This is a genomic window from Micromonospora sp. 050-3, from assembly GCF_046549335.1.
Classification (GTDB): domain Bacteria; phylum Actinomycetota; class Actinomycetes; order Mycobacteriales; family Micromonosporaceae; genus Micromonospora; species Micromonospora trifolii.
In genome coordinates this window covers 846504-866075 of record NZ_JAJPVX010000002.1, presented here as the reverse complement: position 1 = coordinate 866075, position 19572 = coordinate 846504, and the positions used below count along the sequence as shown (strand labels likewise).

The 19572-nt window shown below is 72.1% G+C and carries 17 protein-coding genes; 3 read left to right on the top strand and 14 right to left on the bottom strand.

Annotation, left to right across the window (positions count from 1 at the left end; all coding sequences use genetic code 11):
• Positions 1–94: 94 nt before the first annotated feature.
• Genes ACLJOK_RS18985 through ACLJOK_RS18955 form a run of 7 tightly spaced genes read right to left on the bottom strand, consistent with a single transcriptional unit; the run spans position 95 to position 9181 of the window.
• Positions 95–1270 (bottom strand): alanine racemase, encoded by a 1176-nt coding sequence (locus tag ACLJOK_RS18985; RefSeq protein ID WP_410820104.1) that lies wholly within the window; start codon positions 1268–1270, stop codon positions 95–97.
• Positions 1267–2865: an IucA/IucC family protein gene (locus tag ACLJOK_RS18980; RefSeq protein ID WP_410820103.1), complete on the bottom strand. Its 1599-nt coding sequence runs from the start codon at positions 2863–2865 to the stop codon at positions 1267–1269. The genes ACLJOK_RS18985 and ACLJOK_RS18980 overlap by 4 nt, the downstream gene beginning before the upstream one ends.
• Positions 2862–4490 (bottom strand): IucA/IucC family protein, encoded by a 1629-nt coding sequence (locus ACLJOK_RS18975; protein ID WP_410820102.1) that lies wholly within the window; start codon positions 4488–4490, stop codon positions 2862–2864. Before ACLJOK_RS18975 ends, ACLJOK_RS18980 begins: the two co-directional genes overlap by 4 nt.
• Positions 4487–5656, bottom strand: coding sequence for an acetyl-CoA carboxylase biotin carboxylase subunit family protein (locus ACLJOK_RS18970; RefSeq protein WP_410821533.1), 1170 nt, complete (start codon positions 5654–5656; stop codon positions 4487–4489). The genes ACLJOK_RS18975 and ACLJOK_RS18970 overlap by 4 nt, the downstream gene beginning before the upstream one ends.
• A gap of 50 nt (positions 5657–5706) precedes the next feature.
• Entirely contained in the window at positions 5707–7206 is a 1500-nt protein-coding gene (locus tag ACLJOK_RS18965; protein WP_410820101.1) for an MFS transporter, read from the bottom strand.
• Positions 7203–8474 (bottom strand): MFS transporter, encoded by a 1272-nt coding sequence (locus ACLJOK_RS18960; protein WP_410820100.1) that lies wholly within the window; start codon positions 8472–8474, stop codon positions 7203–7205. The genes ACLJOK_RS18965 and ACLJOK_RS18960 overlap by 4 nt, the downstream gene beginning before the upstream one ends.
• Entirely contained in the window at positions 8471–9181 is a 711-nt protein-coding gene (locus ACLJOK_RS18955; RefSeq protein WP_410820099.1) for a siderophore-interacting protein, read from the bottom strand. The genes ACLJOK_RS18960 and ACLJOK_RS18955 overlap by 4 nt, the downstream gene beginning before the upstream one ends.
• Before the next feature lie 81 nt (positions 9182–9262).
• Between ACLJOK_RS18955 and ACLJOK_RS18950 the strand changes: the two genes are divergently transcribed.
• Entirely contained in the window at positions 9263–9823 is a 561-nt protein-coding gene (locus ACLJOK_RS18950) for a GNAT family N-acetyltransferase (RefSeq protein ID WP_410820098.1), read from the top strand.
• Between the two features lie 3 nt (positions 9824–9826).
• Here the strand turns inward: ACLJOK_RS18950 and ACLJOK_RS18945 are convergent, their stop codons facing one another.
• The 3 genes from ACLJOK_RS18945 to ACLJOK_RS18935 are packed head-to-tail and all read right to left on the bottom strand — an operon-like array spanning position 9827 to position 13113.
• Complete coding sequence (locus ACLJOK_RS18945) at positions 9827–10525, bottom strand: hypothetical protein (RefSeq protein WP_410820097.1); 699 nt, start codon at positions 10523–10525, stop codon at positions 9827–9829.
• A gap of 24 nt (positions 10526–10549) precedes the next feature.
• Entirely contained in the window at positions 10550–11212 is a 663-nt protein-coding gene (locus ACLJOK_RS18940; protein WP_410820096.1) for a DUF305 domain-containing protein, read from the bottom strand.
• Between the two features lie 14 nt (positions 11213–11226).
• The gene (locus ACLJOK_RS18935) at positions 11227–13113 is read right to left on the bottom strand and encodes a sigma-70 family RNA polymerase sigma factor (protein WP_410820095.1); all 1887 of its coding nucleotides are present in this window, start codon (positions 13111–13113) and stop codon (positions 11227–11229) included.
• A 321-nt stretch (positions 13114–13434) separates the two neighbouring features.
• Here ACLJOK_RS18935 and ACLJOK_RS18930 point away from each other — a divergent pair, with 321 nt between their 5' ends.
• Positions 13435–13620, top strand: a complete 186-nt coding sequence (locus ACLJOK_RS18930) for a hypothetical protein (protein ID WP_410820094.1) — start codon at positions 13435–13437, stop codon at positions 13618–13620.
• 229 nt (positions 13621–13849) lie between these two features.
• Positions 13850–14656, top strand: a complete 807-nt coding sequence (locus tag ACLJOK_RS18925) for a SigB/SigF/SigG family RNA polymerase sigma factor (RefSeq protein ID WP_410820093.1) — start codon at positions 13850–13852, stop codon at positions 14654–14656.
• A 6-nt stretch (positions 14657–14662) separates the two neighbouring features.
• On the opposite strand, the gene ACLJOK_RS18920 is transcribed toward ACLJOK_RS18925, so the two are convergent.
• The 4 genes from ACLJOK_RS18920 to ACLJOK_RS18905 form a co-directional block, all read right to left on the bottom strand.
• Positions 14663–15730: a DUF2855 family protein gene (locus tag ACLJOK_RS18920; RefSeq protein ID WP_410820092.1), complete on the bottom strand. Its 1068-nt coding sequence runs from the start codon at positions 15728–15730 to the stop codon at positions 14663–14665.
• Positions 15731–15827: 97 nt separating this feature from the next.
• Positions 15828–17042: a PP2C family protein-serine/threonine phosphatase gene (locus tag ACLJOK_RS18915; protein ID WP_410820091.1), complete on the bottom strand. Its 1215-nt coding sequence runs from the start codon at positions 17040–17042 to the stop codon at positions 15828–15830.
• A 29-nt stretch (positions 17043–17071) separates the two neighbouring features.
• Entirely contained in the window at positions 17072–18562 is a 1491-nt protein-coding gene (locus ACLJOK_RS18910; protein WP_410820090.1) for a glycoside hydrolase family 130 protein, read from the bottom strand.
• Complete coding sequence (locus ACLJOK_RS18905; RefSeq protein ID WP_410820089.1) at positions 18559–19563, bottom strand: glycosyltransferase; 1005 nt, start codon at positions 19561–19563, stop codon at positions 18559–18561. The genes ACLJOK_RS18910 and ACLJOK_RS18905 overlap by 4 nt, the downstream gene beginning before the upstream one ends.
• Positions 19564–19572 lie beyond the last annotated feature (9 nt).

Genomic DNA, 19572 nt, shown 5'->3' with positions numbered 1-19572 from the left:
ACCTCCACTTGACGGAGCCTTGATCGACTCCGTTTCGCGTTATCGTAACGACGAGCGGCATCGATTATTCGCCCGGCAATCCAATGTGGAGTTATTAGGCGGTTCGTGCGCTTTCGCCACTCAAATCAGCCCGCAGCTCCCGTTCCGCCCACTCGGTAGCAATCCCGCTCGGATTACCGTTACGAAAGAGTGGTGGCTCGTGCAGCAGGAAGTCGCGGTGGCTGATGTTCCAGGCGTACGCGCCGGCCATGGCGAAGGCCAGCACGTCGCCCACGCCGATCGGCCCCGCGGTGGCCGACCGGGACAGCACGTCCTTCGGTGTGCAGAGTTGCCCGACCACTGTGACCGGGCCGCCGTCGGTGCGGGGGCCGCCGGCACCGCGTCGCGGGTGCACGGTGAACGGCTGCGCGTGCCCCTTCGCCGCCGGAGTCCGTAGGTGGTGCGTCCCGCCGGCCACCACCACGAACCACTCGCCGTAGGAGCGCTTCACGTCGATGACCTCGGTGAGGTACGCCCCGCAGTGGGCGGTGACCGACCGGCCCGGCTCGATGCGCAGCCGCACGCCCGGATGCCTGTCGAGGACGTCCGCCAGGGCCTGGCCGTAGCCCTCCCAGTCGAACCGCGCGTCCGGGTCGGTGTAGTCGACTGTCATGCCTCCGCCGACATCGACCTCGGCGGCGTCGACCTCGGCCACCGCCCAGCCGACCACGGCAGCGGCGACCGTCGCGGCGAGCGGTGCGTCCAGCCCGCTGGCCAGGTGGGCGTGGATTCCGCGTACGTCGATGCCGGCGGGCGGGCGGCGGGCGCACGCGACAGCGTCGGCCGGATCCATGCCGAACGGGCTGGGCCCGCCGCCCATGACCAGGCTCGCGCCCGGCACGTCGACCGGCAGGTTCACCCGCAGCAGCACCTGGGCCGAGCGGCCGGCGGCGGTGGCCAGCGCGCCGAGTCGCGCAAGCTCGGTGGGCGACTCGACGTGGATGCGGTGCACCCCGGCGGCGAGGGCGGCGGCGAGGTCCGCGTCGGTCTTGCCCGGCCCGGCGTACGCGGCCGGCGCGCGTCCCGGCAGCACCTCGGCCAGCCTCCGCAGCTCGCCCCGGCTGGCGGCCTCGAACCCGTCGACGATCGGAGTGAGGGTTCGCAGCACACCGGGATCCGGGTTGGCCTTCACCGCGTAGAGCAGCTCGACCGGCCGGGGCAACGCCGCTCGGATGGCCCTGGCCTGCCCGGCCAGCGCGTCGAGGTCGTGGACGTAGACCGGTCGGGTCATCGTGGCCCACCCATCGGGTTCGGCACCGGCACGAACGGTGCGGCCCGGTCGGCGTCACGCCGCCACCGGACCAGCAGGTTCGCCTTGGCCAGCAGCGGCTCCCCGGTCAGCAGCGCGAGCAGCTCCGCCGGCTCACCGAGGTCGGCGGCCACCGCCTCGACGACGGCGCGCAGCTCCTGCCACAGCCGCCGTTCGATTCCCGGCCGCCCGTCGGCGAGGGCCCCGCTGATCCCACCGAGATGGTTGACGAACAGGCAGTAGACGATCCGGCGGTGGGCGGCCGGGGGACCGTAGCGGACCTGCGCCGGAACGCCGTCCGGCCAGGCGCCCCACCGATCGGCGTCCAGCTTCACCCCCTCCAGGTCGCGCAGCAGCATGCGTACCGGGTGGCGATCCCGGTCGAGCACGACGACCACGTTCTGCAGGTGCGCCTCGTGCACGACGCCGTGGCTGAGCCAGCTGCGGAGCACCGCCGGCACCAGCAGGCCGACGTACGCGCGCCACCAGTCCACCGGATCCGCTGTCACCAGCGGCGTTGCGGCCAGCGCCGCCGCCAGCACCGGCGTGTCGCCGGGACGCAGGTGCGGGCGCAGACCGCCGCGCAGGATCGTCCCGTACGCCTCGTCCGGGCCGGGAACGTCGACAGTGCGGTAGGCGGGCTCGGCGAGCAGCCCCACCCCGTCCGGCAGCGGCACCCGGGCCAGCAGGTCGGTCAGCGCCACCGCGCCGGTGAGTTCGTAGCGGGCGTTCTTGCGCAGGCAGTTGGTGATCCGCACGTGCAGGCTGGTCTTCACGAACAGGTCGGCCTCGGGGGCGTAGAGGGTACGGACGCTCGCCGTCGGTCGCACCGGCACACCGGCCGCCCCCAGGTCGCGCAGCCGTGGGTGAGTGGGCGGAATCAGCGACAGCTGCCAGGGGTGCACCGGCAGGACGCGGTGCCCGCGCGGGGGCCGTGGCGGGTCGAGGGCGGCCACCAGCGGATCGAACGGCCCCGCCTCGGCGGTCAGGTCGTCCGGTACGGCCAGCCAGTGCAGCCGGAACGCGGTGCGCAGCTCCGGGGCGTACGCCCGCCAGCTGTCCGGGTCACCGCTGCGCCACTTCGGGGTGGGGTGGTGTGGGTGGCCGAAGACCAGCGACTGCTCGGAGTCGACGTACGCGTCGATGGCGGGCTCACCGGTGGGGGTCGGATCCTCGGCCGGTCGGTCGGCCAGCAGCCGGGCCACTGTGTCCCGGCTGGCCCGGACCTGCTCGGCGAACTCGTCGTTGACCAGGCCGGTACGGGTGGTGAGTTCCGCCGCGACCAAGGCTGCCAACCCGTCCGCGTCCAGGTCTTCCCATCGTCCGCCGCCGGAGCTGCGTTGGACCGGGCCCGTGTAGCGGTGCGCGCCGAGCGGCGAGGCTCGCGCGACCTCGCAACGGACTGTGACGTCGAGGTGCCGCAGCAGCAGCCGGACGGCGCCGTCGACCACTGTCGGGGTGCCGTCGGGCGGGGCCAGTTCGCGCAGCAGGCAGCCGAAGACGGCGTGGGCGGCGGCCAGGTCAGCGCGCTGACCGGTGTCGGTGGCCGGCCGGGAGCGCAACTGCGCGCTCGTCATCGTGTCTCCCGGAGGTAGTTCGGGCCGGTACGCAGGTAGTACTTGTTGATGTCGGCGCAGCCCAGCCGCTGTTTGGGCAGCAGGGTGCCGGCGGTGAGCATCGCCTTGATGGGCAGCTGGGTGGCATGCAGGACCCGCTCGGTGAACGTCCGCGCCGCCGGTCCGTCGCCCCACCGGTCGCGGGCGGCGGCGAGCCGGGGCACCAGCGCCTCGGCGGGTGACGGCACGGGCAGCCCTCGGGCGGCCAGGGCGACCAGTGGCGCGGCCGCGGCCAGGTGCAGGGTGATGGTGATGAACACGTCGGCCAACTCGTGCGGGTCGCGCGCCCACATCCGGTCGTCGTGCAGGGCGAGCCCGCTCGGGCCGTCGTGCCGCCTGTCGAGCCGGGCGCCGTCGTTGTCCTTGTAGAGCAGGCCGACAGTGCCGTCCGGGTGCACCAGCAGCTGGATGTTCTGCGGGTGCGCCTCCAGGGCGATCCCGTGGCGAAGCCAGAGGAAGACGTGCCAGTCGAGCAGCAGGTCCAGGTAGGACTCCAGCAGCGCGACGGGCCGCCGCGGGCTGATCCGTTCGAGGACCGTGCCCGCCACCGGGTCGGCGGCGGCGAGGGCCGCGACCGGCACCACCTGGACGCCGGCCAGGTCGCGCGGAAATCGGCGCAGCAGGAAACCGCGCCGCTCGTCGCCGTCGACGTGCGCCCAGGTGCTCTCGTCGGCGTGCCGGATCCGACCGGCGAAGCGGGGTTCGGCGGTGGCGATCCGGTCGAGCAGTGCGGCGACGGCCGCGCCGTCGGCGAGCGAGCCCGGTTGCAGCGTGCGCCGGTTGCGCGCGCCGAGACTCGCGGTCGGCAGCGGCAGTTTGAGATGCAGGTACGGGTCGTGGTCGAGCGCCACCGTCCGCATGGAGAGGGTGGGTCGCACCGGGGTCACCGGCAGGTCGACCACCGGAAGCGCGTCGCGGGCCACCGTGATCGGATGCGCCGGCAGCAGCAGCTGATCCGGTCGCGGCGCGCGGGGCCACCACGACGGCAGCTCGCCCGCGAGCCGGACGTCCTCGGCCGGGGCGGCGTACCAGCGCAGCGTGAAACGTGGGGCGTGCTCCGGGGCGTACCGGAGCAGTTCGTCGTCGCGAAGACCGTGCCGGCACCGGTCGGTGGGGTAGACGGGGTGGCCGTGGTGGGCGGCGAGCACGTCGTCCAGGAGCGCCGCCGGCAGGCCGGTCGGGGTGTGCGCGCGTTCGGCGGCCACCTCGGTGAGCACCAGTGCCCGGTTGCGGGCGGCGAGCCGTCGGGCCCGCAGGTCGGCGTGGCACTCGACGCCGAAGTCCCGCCAGCCGGCCTCGGCCTCGGCGTTGCCGTGCGGGGCGAGCAGCGTCAACAGCCCGTCCAGTGTCTCCGTACGCTGCGGCTCGCCGACGCGGGTCACCAACAGCACCATCGGCGCGGCGCTGCGCAGGGCCTGCTGGAACCCGTCGGCGCGGACCGGAATGCGCAGCAGACCGGCGGGGTGTGGCACCTGCCACCAGTCGGGCCCGTCCGGTCGGCCGGCGCTGCGCAGACCGAGGTGGTCCTCGCGCAGCAGGGCGTCGAGCACCCGGGCGAAGACCTCCCGCTCGCAGTCGTCGCTCACTCGACGATGGTCCACTGGAGGTCACTGCGGAGGGCGACCAGCGACTGCCGGACGGTGCCCTCGTCGGGGCCGATTCCGTGCAGCACGGCGAGGTAGTCGCGGTTCGTGCCGGTGTGCTCGGCGGTGCGGCCCACCTCGCGCAGCGGACGGCAGCCCAGCCGGACGTCGCCGTGAACGGTGTCGAGTGGGCCGGGTGCCGCGACGAGGCGGCCGGACCGGTCCGCGCAGACGTACTCGACCCGGGCGTAGCTGTCGACAGTGTCGGGCAGGCCGAGGGCGGTCAGCGGCTCGCCGAGGTGCAGCCGGATGACGTACTCGAACAACGGCACACCGAGCAGTTCGGCGAGGATCAGGTCCATCCGGTCGCCGATGAGGCGGTAGTTCACCTCGATCAGCCGGACCCGGCCGTCGGAGACGACGTACTCGGTGTGGCAGGCGCCGAAGCCGACCCCTAGCGCGTCGAGCCGTGCCCGCAGCTGGGTGCGCGCCGGCTCCGCCGGGGGCGACCAGGCGAGGCTCTCCTCGGTGAAGGTCGGTGGCGGGCCGAGGCCGGTGCGCCAGCCGCCGAGGGAGGCCAGCTCGGTGCCGTCGCCGACGGTCTCGAAGGTCCGCAGCTCGCCGGCGAGGTACTCCTCGACCACCAGTGCCACGTCCGGCCGCCGACCACGGATCTCGGCGACCCGGGCGACCAGCTCGGCGTGGTCGACCACCAGGTACGCGTCCTCACTGGCCACCCCCTCGCGGGGTTTGACGACCGCCGGGAACATCCCGGTCGGCACCTCTGGCGCGGCGCCGGGGTCGACGGTGACGGTGCGTACCAGATCGAGGCCCGCAGCGGCGATCGCCCGGCGGGCCGCGGCCTTGTCCTTGCAGAGACGGGCGGCGTCCGGGTCCTTGCCGGGTAGGCCGAGCTTTCGGGCGGCGATCGCGGTGGCCTCCTGGAGATGGTCGCTATTGGACAGTAGCGCCACCGGTCGGGAGGGTGCCGCCGCCGCGACCACAGCGGCCGGGTCACGGACCGCGCAGCGCGCCACACGCACGTCCGCCGGCCATTCGGCGGGCCGGTCGGTCAGCACAGTCGCCGACAGCCCGAGCGCCGCCGCCGCCGGGAGGAACCCGTCCAGGACGGCGTCGGTGGGGTTGAGCGCGGTCAGGTAGAGCCGCATACCGCCTCCGTCGACTACCACGATGTCACTATTAGGGTAGCCTACCCTAATTAGACGGTTTTGATGCGGTCTGCCCGGTGTAGCAACCCGGCGGCCACCAGGCCACCGATCAACACCGCAGCCGCACCCACCAGCTGCCCCGTCTCCAGCGCCGAGGCGAAGGCGTCAGTCACGGCCTCCCGTTCCGCCCCTTCACCGGCGGCGGCGAGAGCGGCGGGAAACGACCCGGCACCGGCCAGGGCCGCCGGCAGCAGCGCCGCGAACCGGGCGTTCAGCACGGCGCCCAGCACCGCGATGCCGAGGCTGCTGCCGACCTCGGTCATGGTGCCGTCGACACCCGCGCCCGCGCCGGCCTTCGCCGCCGGGATCGCGCTCATCACCGCCTCGACGATGGCCGGGTTGGCCAGCGCGCAACCGACACCCATGACGAGCAGCCCGACCAGCAGCACCCCGTACCCGTCGGACGGAATGAGGGTGACCAACGCGAGACCAGCCGCGAGCAGCGTCATGCCAACGGCGATGGCGACCGCCAGGCCGAGCCGACGGATCACGCTCGCGACGACGCCGCTGACGTTGAGCAGCACGATGGACAGCGCGAACGGCGCCATCCGCAGACCGGCCTCCCAGGCGGGATAACCCCTGACGAACTGGAGGTGCTGGGTGAGCAGGAACAGCGCGCCGGTGGCGCCGAACGTGATCAGCACGACGCCGGAGATCGCACCGACGAAGCGCCGGTCCCGGAAGAAGCGCATGTCCAGCATCGGGTGCGCGATCCGTCGCTCCCACCGCACGAAGATCCCGAGCAGGAGTACACCGACAACCGCCGCGCCCATCACCTCGGTCGACGCCCACCCGCGCTCCGGCCCGGAGATGATCGCCCAGACGACAGCGGTCAGGCCGGCGGTGGAGAGCACGGCGCCGAGCACGTCGAGTCGGCCACCAGCCGGCCCGCGGGACTCGGGGACCAGCGCGCGACCGACGAGCAGGCAGACCAGCACGATCGGCACGTTCATCAGGAAGATCGCGCCCCACGGCAGATGCGCGAGGATCGTGCCGCCGATCGGTGGCCCGATGGCGAAGCCCAACGCGCTGGTGGCGGCCCAGATGCCGATCGCCCGGGACCGCTCGGCGGCGTCGAAGACCTGCATCGCCACCGCGAGAGTCGCGGTGACCAGCAACGCGCCACCGACGCCCATCCCGGCCCGCGCGGCGATCAACTGCCCGCTGGTGCTGGCCAGACCGGCGGCCAGCGAGCCGACCCCGAACAGGACGAGCCCGGCGAGCAGCATCCGGCGGCGGCCGTACCGGTCGGCGGCGCTACCGGCGGTGAGCAGCAACCCGGACAGGACCAGCGCGTACGCGTTGATCATCCATTGCACCTCGGCGGTGCTGGCACCCAACTCGGTGGTGAGCACCGGCACCGCCACGGTCAGCACTGTGTTGTCCAACACCACTACCAGTTGCGCGACGCACAGCACGGCCAGGATGAGCCATCGCTGTGGCAGTCGTGCCGATGTTGCGGTGTCGGTGGCCGGCTGGACTGTGGTCACGCCACCGCCTTGACGCCGTCCACTGCGGGCTGCTCGGTGGGCTGCTCGGCCGTCGGGTCGACGGCGGGGCCGGGCCGGTGCGGGAATCGCCGCTGATGGGCGAGGCCGAGGGCGACCCCGGCGGCCACCAGCACGATGGCCGCGACCGCTACCGCCGGATAGCCGACCCGGTCAGCCGCCGCGAGACCGATGGACGCCGCCACGAACGAGCAGACCAGGCCGAACGACGACAGCACTGTGAAGTCGGTGCCGCCGGTGTCGGGCCGGGAGTAGTCCATGTTGACCGTGTAGAGCACGACGTTGGCGATGGTGTACGCCACCATGAAGAAGCAGAGCGCGGCGACCGTTCCGCCCAGCGGCGCACGGCCGTTCATCAGCGGCAGCAGCAGCAACGTCGACACCGTCAACGCCACACCGCCGACCACGAGCACGCCACCGCGCCCGAACCGCCCGATCCCGAGCCCCGCGACCAGACCCGCCACGATGGCCGGGGCACTGATCACCACGCCGGTGACGACGCCGATCCGACCCAACGACCACCCGGCGTCGACCAGAGCCGGAGTGACCAGGGCGTACGCCATGCCCGCGCCGACGTAGACCAGCGGCACCACACCGAAGGTCCACCACCGGCAGCCCGGCTGGCCGAACACCGACAGCAACGCCCGGTAGGCCGCGCCGACCCGTTCCACCCGATCGGTACGGGGAGGCTCACGGAACCGCCACACCACCAGCAGGCCGACCGCCGTCATCGCGGCCAGCAGGCCGATCGCCGGCGCCCAGCCGAACTGGTCGTAGACCAGGACGCAGGCTCCGCCGCCGAGCAGGTTGCCGAGGTAGCTCGCTGCGATCTGGATGCCGTTGCCGGTCCCCCGGGCCGAGTCGGCGAGCATCCGGACCGCGACGGCGTCCACGGCGATGTCCTGGGTGGCCGAGAAGAACACGTACGCGGCGCAGATCGCGATGATCGGGCCGAGCGCGTCGGCCGGGCTGGCGAACGGCAGCAGCGCCAGCAGGGCGAGCACCAGGGCGGTCTGGAGCACGAGCAGCCAGGAGCGGTAGTGGCCGCGGTGCCGTGAGCCGTACCGGTCGAGGATCGGCGCCCAGAGGAACTTGATGGGCCAGATCAGGCCGACGATCTGCAACATCGCCAGCGTGTCCAGCGAGGTGCCGCCGTCGCGCAGGATGGCGGTGAGCCCGACGGTGATGAAGCCGACGCCGAGGTACTGGGTGACGTACAGCGCGGTCAGGGTGCCGAGCCGGCCCTTCATGCCGCTTTCCAGTAACCGAGGGAGGTCAACCGGTCCTTGTCGACGCCCAGCGTCTTGCGGAGGTGCCGGGTGATGCCCCGGGTGGTGGCCGCCTCGCAGGCCACCCAGTAGTGGCCCGCGCCGCTGGTCGGCAGGGCGCCACAGACCGTGTCGACGAGATGTTGACCCGCGTCGCGCCGTGGCACCCAGGTGACGTCGTGGTGCGCCCGGGCCCGCAGCGCGAGCGCCTTGTCGCCCTCGTGGGCGTACTCCAGCCAGACCGTCGCCGGGATGTCGGCACCGGCGTCGAGCAGGCTGTTCACCGCCGGCAGGGAGGCCGCGTCGCCGACCAGGTAGAGGTGTTCGGGCGCGGGGTCGGGCAGCTCGAACGCACTGCCTTGCATTGTCGCGCTGATGGTGTCGCCGACCTTGGCCGTGGTGGCCCAGCGGGCCGCACAGCCGTCGTGGATGGCGAATTCGAGTGTGAATCGGCCGGTGGCCGGGTCGGGGTCCACCAGCGTGTACGCGCGCTGGTGGGCCCGGCCGTCGTTGTCGAACCACAGCCGGATCCACATCGTGGGGTGCACCCCGCACGTCTCCAGCAGGCCGCCCCCGTCCAGGAGGAGCCGCTGGTAGTGCCCGTCGATTGACTCGGTGCTCAGGACGGTCAACTGAAAGTCCCGCCCTCCCATGGCCTTGAGGACCAGGGCCTCCCAGTTCCGTTTCACGCACCCCTCCAGGTAAGGTCATCCTTGGTTAGGGGAGGTTAACCTAAGTCGCGCCCCGGATGGAACAGAGGACAGCGCCCGATGACCTACCAGGAGAAGATCGCCGGTCTCGGCGAGCTGTCGTTGGTGACCGTGGACCCCGACCGGGACGCCGCGCTCCTGCACGGTTGGGTGACCCTGCCCCGCAACTCCTTCTGGGGCATGGGATCGCACACCCTCGAAGAGGTCCGCGAGATCTACGCCTTTGTGGATGGTCTGCCCACGCACCACGCGTACCTGATCACTGTTGACGGGGAGCCGGTAGGCCTCTTCCAGAGCTATCAGCCCGAGGCGGACCCGGTCGGCGAGCGCTACCCCGTCCAGCCCGGCGACGTCGGGATGCACCTGCTGCTCAGCCCCGACCGACGCCTCGCCCGCAGCCTCACCAACGCGGTCGGCCCGGCCGTCGCCCGCTTCCTGTTCCGCGACCCGGCCGCGCAGCGGATCGTGGTCGAGCCGGACATCCGCAACCATCTCGCCCTACGCCGGTTGGAGATCGAGGGCTTCACCTTCGACTCCGAGATCGACATGCCGGACAAGCGGGCCCAACTCGCGTTCCTGACCCGCGCCCGGTTCACGGCGAGACACCCGACGCCAGCCTGACCGTCAGCCGTTGGCGTTCCAGAAGCCGACAAGGGTCGCGGTCCACCAGGCGATCTGCGAGATCGTGGCGGCGGCGACACCGGGCAGCAGGGCGGACCAGGATGGGCGGCCCCGCACGGCCACAAGTCGATCCCGGACCCGGCCGAGGAACAGCCCGTTGATGCCGACCACCAGCACCGCGAGCAACTTGACCCAGACCAGCCCGGACGACGTGTCCGGCCCGAGGGCTGCCCCACTGGCGAGCAGTCCCACCAGACCCAGCCAGATGAGCAGGTGCGCGCCGCGGGCAGCGGTCAGCACGGTGCCGAGCGGTTCCCGACGCAGCAGCCAGCGGAGACTGAACCAGTCCACAGTCAGCACCGCGCCGAAGCCCACCACGAGGCAGGTCAGGTGACAAAAGAGGGCGACCATCCGCGCGCCCGGAGAGAGGGTGACGTGCGGCGCTACCAGGATCGCGAGCAGCCACCCGAGACTGACCGTCAGTACCGAGGCGACGATGGTGGCCCGGCCGGCGGCGCGTCGGTGGCCACCGCGCCAACCTGCCGCCGGCACCGGGGCGACCGCGTCGGGCGGTGACGCGCTCCGGGTCCGGTGCGTCGCGCGCCGCACCGGGCGGGCGGCGTCCGTCGTGACGGCGCGGTGGGCGGGGCGGGACGCCCGGGACGGGGGATGGACGTCGGCGTGCAGGTCAGAAGTCCGCATCGGCCGGTCCTCTGGGCCGCATGCTCAGCCGCCCGGTGCGGCTGTCGGCGCGCCGGGCCGGTTGTCCAGCGTGTTCAGCTCGGCGGCCCGCGCCTGCTGGATCCGGCCGGCGAGCGCCTTCAGCTCCGGGCTCCCCCCGGCGGTCTGCTCGCCTCGGCACAGCACCACGGTCTGCGCGAGGTGCGCCCGGATCAGAGCAGCCGCCCGCGACGACACCTCCGCGTCGGACGCGGCACGGAGCTCAGCGAGGCGGGCATCGGTGACCATGCCGGGCATCTGATGCCCCTCGTGGATGTTCAGCTCCGGCACGTTGCCCGCGGCCAACAGCCCACGCAGGTCCCGCAACTCCGTCTGATGGGCCTGCCGGACCTCGCCGAGGAGGGCCCGCAGCGACGGATCCGCCGGGCGGGCGTCGAGCTGGTCGATCAGCGCGAGCGCGCCCTCGTTCATCGGGATCAGCAGTTGGATGAAGGCGTCGTCGGTGCCGTTGAGCACCACCGGCGCGGTCGGCGCCGCAGCGGCCGGCGACGCTGTCACCGACGACGCTGCAGGTTCCCGGTTGGTGCGGCCCCAACCCTGGGTGAGCCCCACGGCCAATGCCGTAGCTACCAGGGTCGCGACGACGCCGACCAGCCGCCCGGCCCGTACGCGAAGCCCTCGGCGCTCCACCATGATCTGCTCGTCCATTCGTTCGCCAGTGCTCAGCGGGCGGCTTGGAACGCGCGGCCGACCACTGTCGCCTCGGTCCCGTCGCTGAACAAACCGGACCGGTCCTTGTCCGTGGCGGGTAGCCCGAACCAGGCGTAGCGCTGGAGGTAGGGCAGTTGGCCGAGCATGGCGGTGGCCGCCGTGAGGAAGGCCGCCTGCTGCTGCTGACTGGGAAATTGCGAACCGCCCCCGGCGAAGCGGATCAGCGCGAACTCGGTCAGCCAGATCGGCTTCCGGTATCGCTGGTAGACGGCCTGGAGGTACTGCCGGAGTTGGGCCACGGCGGTGGCGGTCGTGAAGTCGGCGCCGAACCAGTGCAGCGTGATGAAGTCCACCCGGTGGCCGCGGGCCTGCGCGCCGGTCATGAACCTGTCCAGCCAACCCTGCGGGTCCGGCCCGCCCCAGGCGACCGCCGGGCTGCCCAGTTTGCTGCCCGTCGCCATCAGCTGCGGCCACAGGTCCAACGCCTGCTCGACGGTCATGTTCGCCTGCTCGGGCATGTCCGGCTCGTTGAAGGTGAGCAGGTACGGCCCGGCGGCCTTGGCCCGAGCCAGCTCGGCGGCGGTGACGTTCTCCGCGCTGCGGATCATCGGCACGAACGTCGCACCGCGCGGCGTGCTGATCCCCGGGTGCTGGGTGCCCCAGGTGTAGTACCAGCTGGCCTTGGAGTTCGCCAACGCCTGGCTCGCCCCGGCGAAGTTCCACACCCCTACGCCCTTGCGGGCGGAGCTGACCGCCGGCGCCACCGGAGCTTTCGACGAGGGCCGCGCGCTCGGCGAGGGCGCAACGCTCGGGGCGGCGACGGCGGTGGGCGCGGCAGACGGCGGCGCCGCCCACGAGGGTGCGGACGGCTCGTCCGGCAGGATCACCACCGCCATGGTGATGGCCAGGACGGCGGCGGCCACACCAGCGGCGAGGGACGGTACGAGGCCACGGGGCCGGTTCACAGCGAGGTCGACGACGCTCGGGCCGCCGCCCGCATCGGGGGTGTGCACCGCCCCCTGTGGGGTCGGCCCGGCGGCGGGTCCGGCCGTCGGGCCAGGCGGCGCGACGGCCTGCGCGGCGGCGGCCGGGGCGGCAGCGCTCGGCAGGTGAGCGCCGAGACCCGCCGGCAGCGGCAGCAACGGCATACCGGCGAGCAGCCGGTCGATCGGCAGGAGTGTGGTGCCCAGCCGTCCACAGAACGCGCAGTCGCGGACGTGTCGAGCCAGTCGCTTGCGCCACAGCGAGCTGGGCGCGCCGTCCCACTCGGCGCTCACGGCGCCCAGGTCCGGGCAGCCGGGGCGGGCGCGGAGCGCGCGTACGACACCACGGGCGCTCTGGATCTGCTCCTTCATCCGGTGGATCCGCACCGCGACGTGCCCGGGTGACAACCCGAGCGCATCGGCGACCTCGTTCCGGGTGATCTCGCCAGTCTCCTCCAGCCACCACAGCGAGAGCAGTTCCTGGTCGTCCGGGTCGAGCCAGCGGGTCGCCTCGGCGACCTCGCGTCGTTGGTCGGTGAGGCCGAGCCGGAGGATTGTCATTCCCGCGAAGTCGGAGGCGGGGTCGGGCACGTTGTGGATCGCGTCCAGCCCGGCATCGCGGTTGAGCGCGACACGGCGGCGCGTCTCCCAGTCACGCACCTGGCGGATGGTGATCGCCACCAGCCAGGACCGGTACGCCGCCGGGTCGTTGAGCGAGGGCAGGTACCGGATCACCCGTACCAACGTCTCCTGGACCACGTCGTCGACGTCGGCGTGCCCGCGCAGCGCACGCCCGACGATGTTGTAGACCAGCGGGAGCGAGGCCGCGACGACGTCGTCGAGAGCGCGCTGGTCGCCCTGCCGGGCCGCGACGACCAACCCGACATCGGGCAGTGCTCGACCGGCTGACGACATGGGTCTCACTCCTCGGGTGCTCATCCGCGCGGCGCCCACGCTGGGTGTGCTGACCGCCCTCAAGATCGGAGACTCGCGGCAGCGGGTGGGATTACAGAATTCCCGGGCGGCCGGTTGGCCACAAGCGAGACGGGTCCGTCGGCGGCGCATATGTGGTGGCGGCGCCGGGTATGGTGCGGGGTGTCGGTGTCGCCGGGCGCTCGCCCGTGCACAGGACACCAGCATTCGGGCGCCAGCGTGTGCGCCGAAGCGTCACCAGGTCGCACGGCCGACGTTGCCGAGGCCCCAGACGCACCCCTTTCGTAGAGACAGGATCCCTGCATGACATCGAACGACAACGGTCGGCCCGCCCTGTTCCTCGCCACGTCGCACGGTGACGTGCTGGACGGACCGGCGGTGAGCTTCGACAGCAGCGAGGAGGCCATGCGGCGCCTGCGCCACCCGTTCGCGGTGAAGCCGGCCCAGCCGGCCGCGACAGCTGTCGACGCCTCGGATCAGCGCGGCTGATCCCCGCCCGCTCGCTCCCTAAACGCCTTGACTCATACTTTCGGCTAGAAAATAGTCGGCCTTTCGGGTAGTGTCCGGGTCATCAAGTGAACGACATGACGCGGTGGCGAGGCCCGTGCTCGTGGCCTTGCGACAGCGCACCTTCGCCCGTACGTGCGCCCCGGCGGTAGCCGGTTCGGAGACCCTTCCGGTCGACTCGATCGACGGGCCTGCGGGAAGGACCACCCAGATGGCCACCATCGTCGACAACACCACCAGCGCCGGCATCGATCCGCGGAGCAGCGAGCAGAGCCCGGACGACCTTCTCGCCGCCCTGGCGGCGACCCCGGCGGACGATCCCCGCCGTCCGGCAGTGCGGGACCGCGCCATCGAGGCGTGGCTGCCGCTCGCCCGGCACCTGGCGCGTCGCTACGGCGGACGTGGCGCACCCGACGACGACCTGGCCCAGACCGCCTTCGTCGGGCTCATCAAGGCCGTGGACAACTTCGACCACGACCGAGGTGTCGACTTCAGCGGGTACGCCATTCCCACAATCATCGGTGAGATCAAGCGCTACTTCCGGGACCGCACCTGGGCGGTGCGCGTGCCGCGCCGCCTCCAGGAGCTGCGCCTGTCGATCAGCGCGGCGAACAGCGCCTTGACTCAGAACCTCGGCCGCTCGCCGACCGTCGCCGACATCGCGTCCTACCTCGACGTGACCGAGGAGACCGTCCTGGAGGGGCTGGAGGGTGCGCGCGCCTACCGGGCCACGTCGCTGTCCACCCCGACCGGGGCTGACGGCAGCCGCGAGCTCGGGGACACCCTCGGCGGCGACGACCACGAGTTCGATCTCGTCGAGATCCGGGTCGCCCTCGGCCCGGCCCTCGCCACGCTGCCGGAACGCGAGCGCGAGATCCTGAGCCTGCGCTTCCACGGCAACCTGACCCAGGCGCAGATCGCCGACCGGATCGGCGTCTCACAGATGCACGTGTCCCGGCTGATCACCCGCTCGCTGGCCGCGCTGCGTCACCAGCTCAATCCCGACATCGCAGCCTGAGCCTGATCAGAGTTGGATGACGTGGCCCACCCGTGGCGGCGTCCGACCGGCGAGAACGTCGAGCCACGCGTGTTGCAGCGCCTCCGGCCCGGCACCCACCCGAACGTCCAGCCACCCGCTCACCACTGCGGCGAAGCGTTGCCAGGCCTCGGTGAACCGCTGGTCGAGCCCGTCGCGGCCCCAGTCGTGGCTGCGCTTGCGCATCTGCACCGGAGCGAAGAACACCTCCTCGGCGGCGTCGGCGTTCGGCGTCTGGTTGGTGAGCCCGACAGCGACGTCCCGGACCAGCCGGTCGCCGAGGCGCCGGCGCAGTGCGGCGCGGGTCGAGGGCGCGCCGGACAGGTCGAGGTAGACCGTCGGGACCACGTCGAGGGCGTCGATGTCGTCGTACGACACGACCTCGTCGTAGCAGCCGAGCGACCGGGTGAACGCCAGGTTGCCGGGTGAGGTGAGACCGACCAGGCGCGGCCCGCGCCGGTGCAGCTCGAACGCGGCGGCGTACGCGGTCTTGCTCGACGCCGACGACACCAGCAGCGCCTCGGCACCGTAGAAGTCGTTGTCGACGACCTGGTCGGCCAGCATGAACGAGGTGAAGAACAGCGGCCGGAACAGGATCAGGAGATCCTCCTGGTCGCGTTGGTACGCCGGGTCGCCGGTGGTCGACCGGTAGGCGTTGTACGGCGACGGCAACTCGGCCCGGTGCGGGCTCGCCTCGCGGAACCCGGACGCGTCCACCCGGTCCGGTCGCACCACGAGGTGACCGGCGGGCGGGAGGTAGCCGTAGATCCGTTGCCCCACCTCGACCCCCGCCGCCGCCGAGGCGACCACCTCGGCGAAGCCCCAGAGCGGCGGCAGGCCCCACTGCGACCCGAGTCCCTGGGCCGCCGGCGGAAAGAACTGCCAGTAGCGCATCGAGTCGCCAAGCACCGCGTAGGTCACGTTGTTGGCGGTGAGGCCGACGCGATCCACGCGCAGCAGTGCCTCGCCGTCGGCCAGGGCGGGCGTGGAGCCATCGACGAGCGTGGTCTGCCCGAGGTCGTCACGCGCCACGGCGAAGGTCCATGAGTCAGCCATGAGGTGACGCTAGACAGCCTCGCAATCGGAGACAAGTGCACTGCGAGTGCAAAATCCCACTGCGCGCGGTCAGGGTCGGGAGCGCGGCTGCGCTCGGTCAGGGTCGGAGCTTCGCGAGGTCGCGCAGGTGCGCGAGCGGCAGGTGCGGCGGCCGCCACTCCACGAACAGGGCTGTCGCGTCGTCCTCGAGCTGGTCGTCCTGGTAGCCGACGACCGCGCGGACCAGGCGACGCATCGTCTCCGGGCTGGGCAAACCGTCGTTGAGAGCGCGGTTGACGAAGTCGACGAGCCGGTCCAGCCCGAACTGCTCCCCCTCCGCGCTACGGGCGTCGGTGATGCCGTCGGTGTAGGCGAGGATGCGGTCGCCCGGGTGCAGGTCCTCGACGTGTACCCGCGGTCGGCGGGGAGTCAGGTGACCCAAGCCGAGGGGCAACGCGGTCGGCCCCGGGAGCTCTCGGATGGCCTTGCCGTCACGCAGCAACATCGCACCGGGGTGACCCGCGTTGATCATGCTGAGCCGGCCGGTCTGGCGGTCCAACTCGATGAGCAACCCGGTCGCGAAGAAGTTCGGGTGCTCGGACCGCACCCACCGGTCGATGCTGATCGCCGTGTCGACCAGGTCGAGGCCACAGCGACGGGCGTTGCGGTACGCGCTGACCACCAGTGAGGCCAGGGTGCTCGCTTTGATGCCGTGCCCACAGGTGTCGAAGAGCCCGACGCTGAGCACGTCGTCGTTCAACGCGTAGTCGAAGATGTCGCCGCCGACGTCGTAGCACGGTTCGAGGATGGCGGTGACCACCAGGTCGTCGGTGGCGAAGGTCAGCGGTGGGAGCAGCCCCCACACGATCTCGGCCGCGACCTGCATCGGCATCCGCCGCCGCATCCGCTCGACCACGTCACCGTAGAGCCGGCGGTTGACCAGGATCTGGGCGACGTTGACCGCCACCTCCCACGCCGGACCGTCCATCGTCTCGTCGGCGGCGGCCGGGGAGACGATCTCCAGTACGCCCATCCGCTCACACCCGAGCAGCAGTGGCACCCAGACCCGGTCCGGGTTGTCGGGCGCGCGCTGGATGTCGAGGGTGGTGAAGGCCCGGCCGGCGAGCGTCGTCTCGATCGGCAACTGGTCCCGGTCGAGTCCCGCGCCGAGCAGCGGCACGAGGAGGGTCTGCGTGTAGTCGGCCAGATAGATCACGATTTCGCTGGCGTCGATGGCGGGCGCCGCACGGGCGACCAGTTGCGAGACCTCGTCCGGGCCGCCCCGGGGCGCGTTGAGCTGCAACCACCGCACCACCTCGCCGATGTCGGCCACGCTCCACCTCCCCCTGTCCAGCGGTGAGGCTACCCCGCCCCAGCGCATTCTCCGCCCGCCCCGACCATCGCGCTGAGGAGCGCGGACAGCGGCACGGTGGCGAATCCCACTCGCGCGTCACTCGCCCCGTACGGCACCCACAGCTCACCGTCGTGCACGAGCCCACCGCAGGAGTAGACGACGTTCGGCACGTACCCGTCCCGGTCGTCCTCGTCGGGTGCGAGGAGCGCACCAGGGAGGTGGGCGACGACCCGCTCCGGTCTGCGCAGGTCGAGCAGGAGCGCACCGATCGCGTAGCGACGCATCGGCCCGACACCGTGGGTGAGCACGAGCCAGCCGGCGTCGGTCTCGATCGGTGATCCACAGTTTCCGACCTGGATCAATTCCCAGCTCTCGCCCGGTGCGTGCAACGGGGTCGGGGCTTGCCAGCGGCTCTCGCCGTCCAGGGCGGTCAGGCCGATGGTCTCGCCGTCGGCACGGCAGAGTGCCAGGTGCCGTCCGCCGACGGTGCGCGGGAACAGCGCGAGCCCCTTGTTGCGGGCGCCCGGTCCGCGCATCGGGGTCATCTCGAACCGGCGCAGGTCGTCGCTGGCCAGCGCGCGGGTGGCGATGTTCCGACCGTCGTAGGCGGTGTAGGTGGCCCGGTACACCGGTCCGGATTCGTCGACGAAGCGGACGAACCGGGCATCCTCCATGCCGTTGCTCTCCGCCGGGGTCGCTGGCCACAGCACCCGCTGGTGCAGGACCGTGTCCTCCGGGAAGCCCGTGGCGTAGCTACCGGCGTTGGTTCGACGCAGTTGTTCGACGGTCCCCAACCCGGTGCTGCGGGAGAGCAGATCGGGTGGCAGGTTGCCGAGCACCCGCTCGAAGGCGGCCTCCTCGTACCACTCGGGCAGCGCGTCCAGCACCGTGGCCGCGACCTCGTTGTCGCAGCCCTCCTCGGCCAGTCCGGCAGCGAGCAGGTCCCGACGGTGCCGTACGCCCATCCGCTGCCCGACGGCCAACGGCCCGGCCCGGTCGGCGACCGTGAGCTGTTCCCCTGGGCCGACGATCGCGGTGGCGAAACCGATCGAGGACACGTGGCCCTCACCGACCTGGCGCAGGCTGATGGCGACACGCAGCTGCCCCGAGCCGAGACCACTCTGGTCCGGGTGGGCCACCATCGACGGGTTGCACAGGGCGGCGGCCTCGACGGCGTACTCGTGGCTGAAGTAGGCGCCGACCAGCAGCCGGCTGTTCGGTGAGAGATCCCGGGCCCGCGCGGCGCGGTGCCGGACCAGCTCGTAGTGGTGGTGGAAGGTGCCGGCCAGGTCGCGGTGCCGGGCGCCGAACCGGTCGAGGGTTTCCCGCAGCAGCCGTGCGGTCTCCTCGTCGTCGAGGTGCGCGACCCGGTCGATCAGCGCCTGCGCGCGGGTCCGTACTACGGCGGCGTCCTCACCCGGCACGAAGAGCTTGACGATGACGCGGCGTGGATCCGGGGTGAGAGTGACGTCCTGCCGGACGGCCAGACTCCCTGTCACGACCACCGCCGGGCGTGCTGAAGCGTGGAGATGAGCGCGAGGGTGGACTCGGCGCCCTGGTTGAGGTTGGGCCCGTGCGCGGTCAGCCCGTCGTAGCCACCGCCGGTCGCCGGGTCCCACATCGGCGTGCCGAGGTCGTTGTCACCGAGGAACCACCCGACCGCCTGCCGCACCCCGTTGTCCCACTCCGGGTCGCCGGTGACAGTGGCCGCCGTGGCGCAGGCATCGGCGAGGGCGGCGACCTCGATCGGCTGCTGGTCGTGGTGCAGCCGTACGGCGCCGCGCCGCCAACCCGCGGCGGGTACGACCGACAGCCGCCCATCGCGGAGTTGAACACCGCGCAGCCAGGTCAACATGCGCAGGCCATCGTCGAGAGGTGGGCCGCCCTCGCGAAGCTGACTCGCGGCGATGACCACTTCGGCGAGGGCGGCATTGGCGTACGTCAGCTCCTGCCGTGGCCACGGCCACCCCGCATCGGAGGCCGGCGGGCCGATCGTGCTGGCCGCGTCAGCCAGCAGGGACGCGGCGGCGACGTGGCCCGGGTGACGGCGAAGCACCTCAGCCGCGCCCAGACCGGCGAAGGCCATCGTGTGCGGGGCCTTGGCCCGGCGGCTGGCGCCCCGGCTGAAGGCGACCAGCGCCTCCTCGCGTACCCATGGGGCGGGGCTGCGCGCGACGGCAGTGCCCAGGCCCCACAGAGCTCGACCCCACCAGTCGCCGAGGCCTGGCCCGTCGACCCAGCGTCGGTCGTGCCCGAGCCGGTTGTGGAACGCGCCGCCGGCGTCCTGCGCGTGGGTCAGGAACGCCAGGTATCGCTCCGCCAGCCGGAGCAGCTCCTCGCTCGGCTCCGGCTCGCGGCTGACGACCAGCAGGCCACGGGCCACGTCGTCGGTGCAGTAACCATGCTCACGCCGGACGATGGCGTGCCGTGCGTGCTCGAACAGACCTGTGTCATCGCTGAGCCGAGCCAGGTGCGCGAAGCTCGGCGCGGGCGCCGTCACCCATCGCCC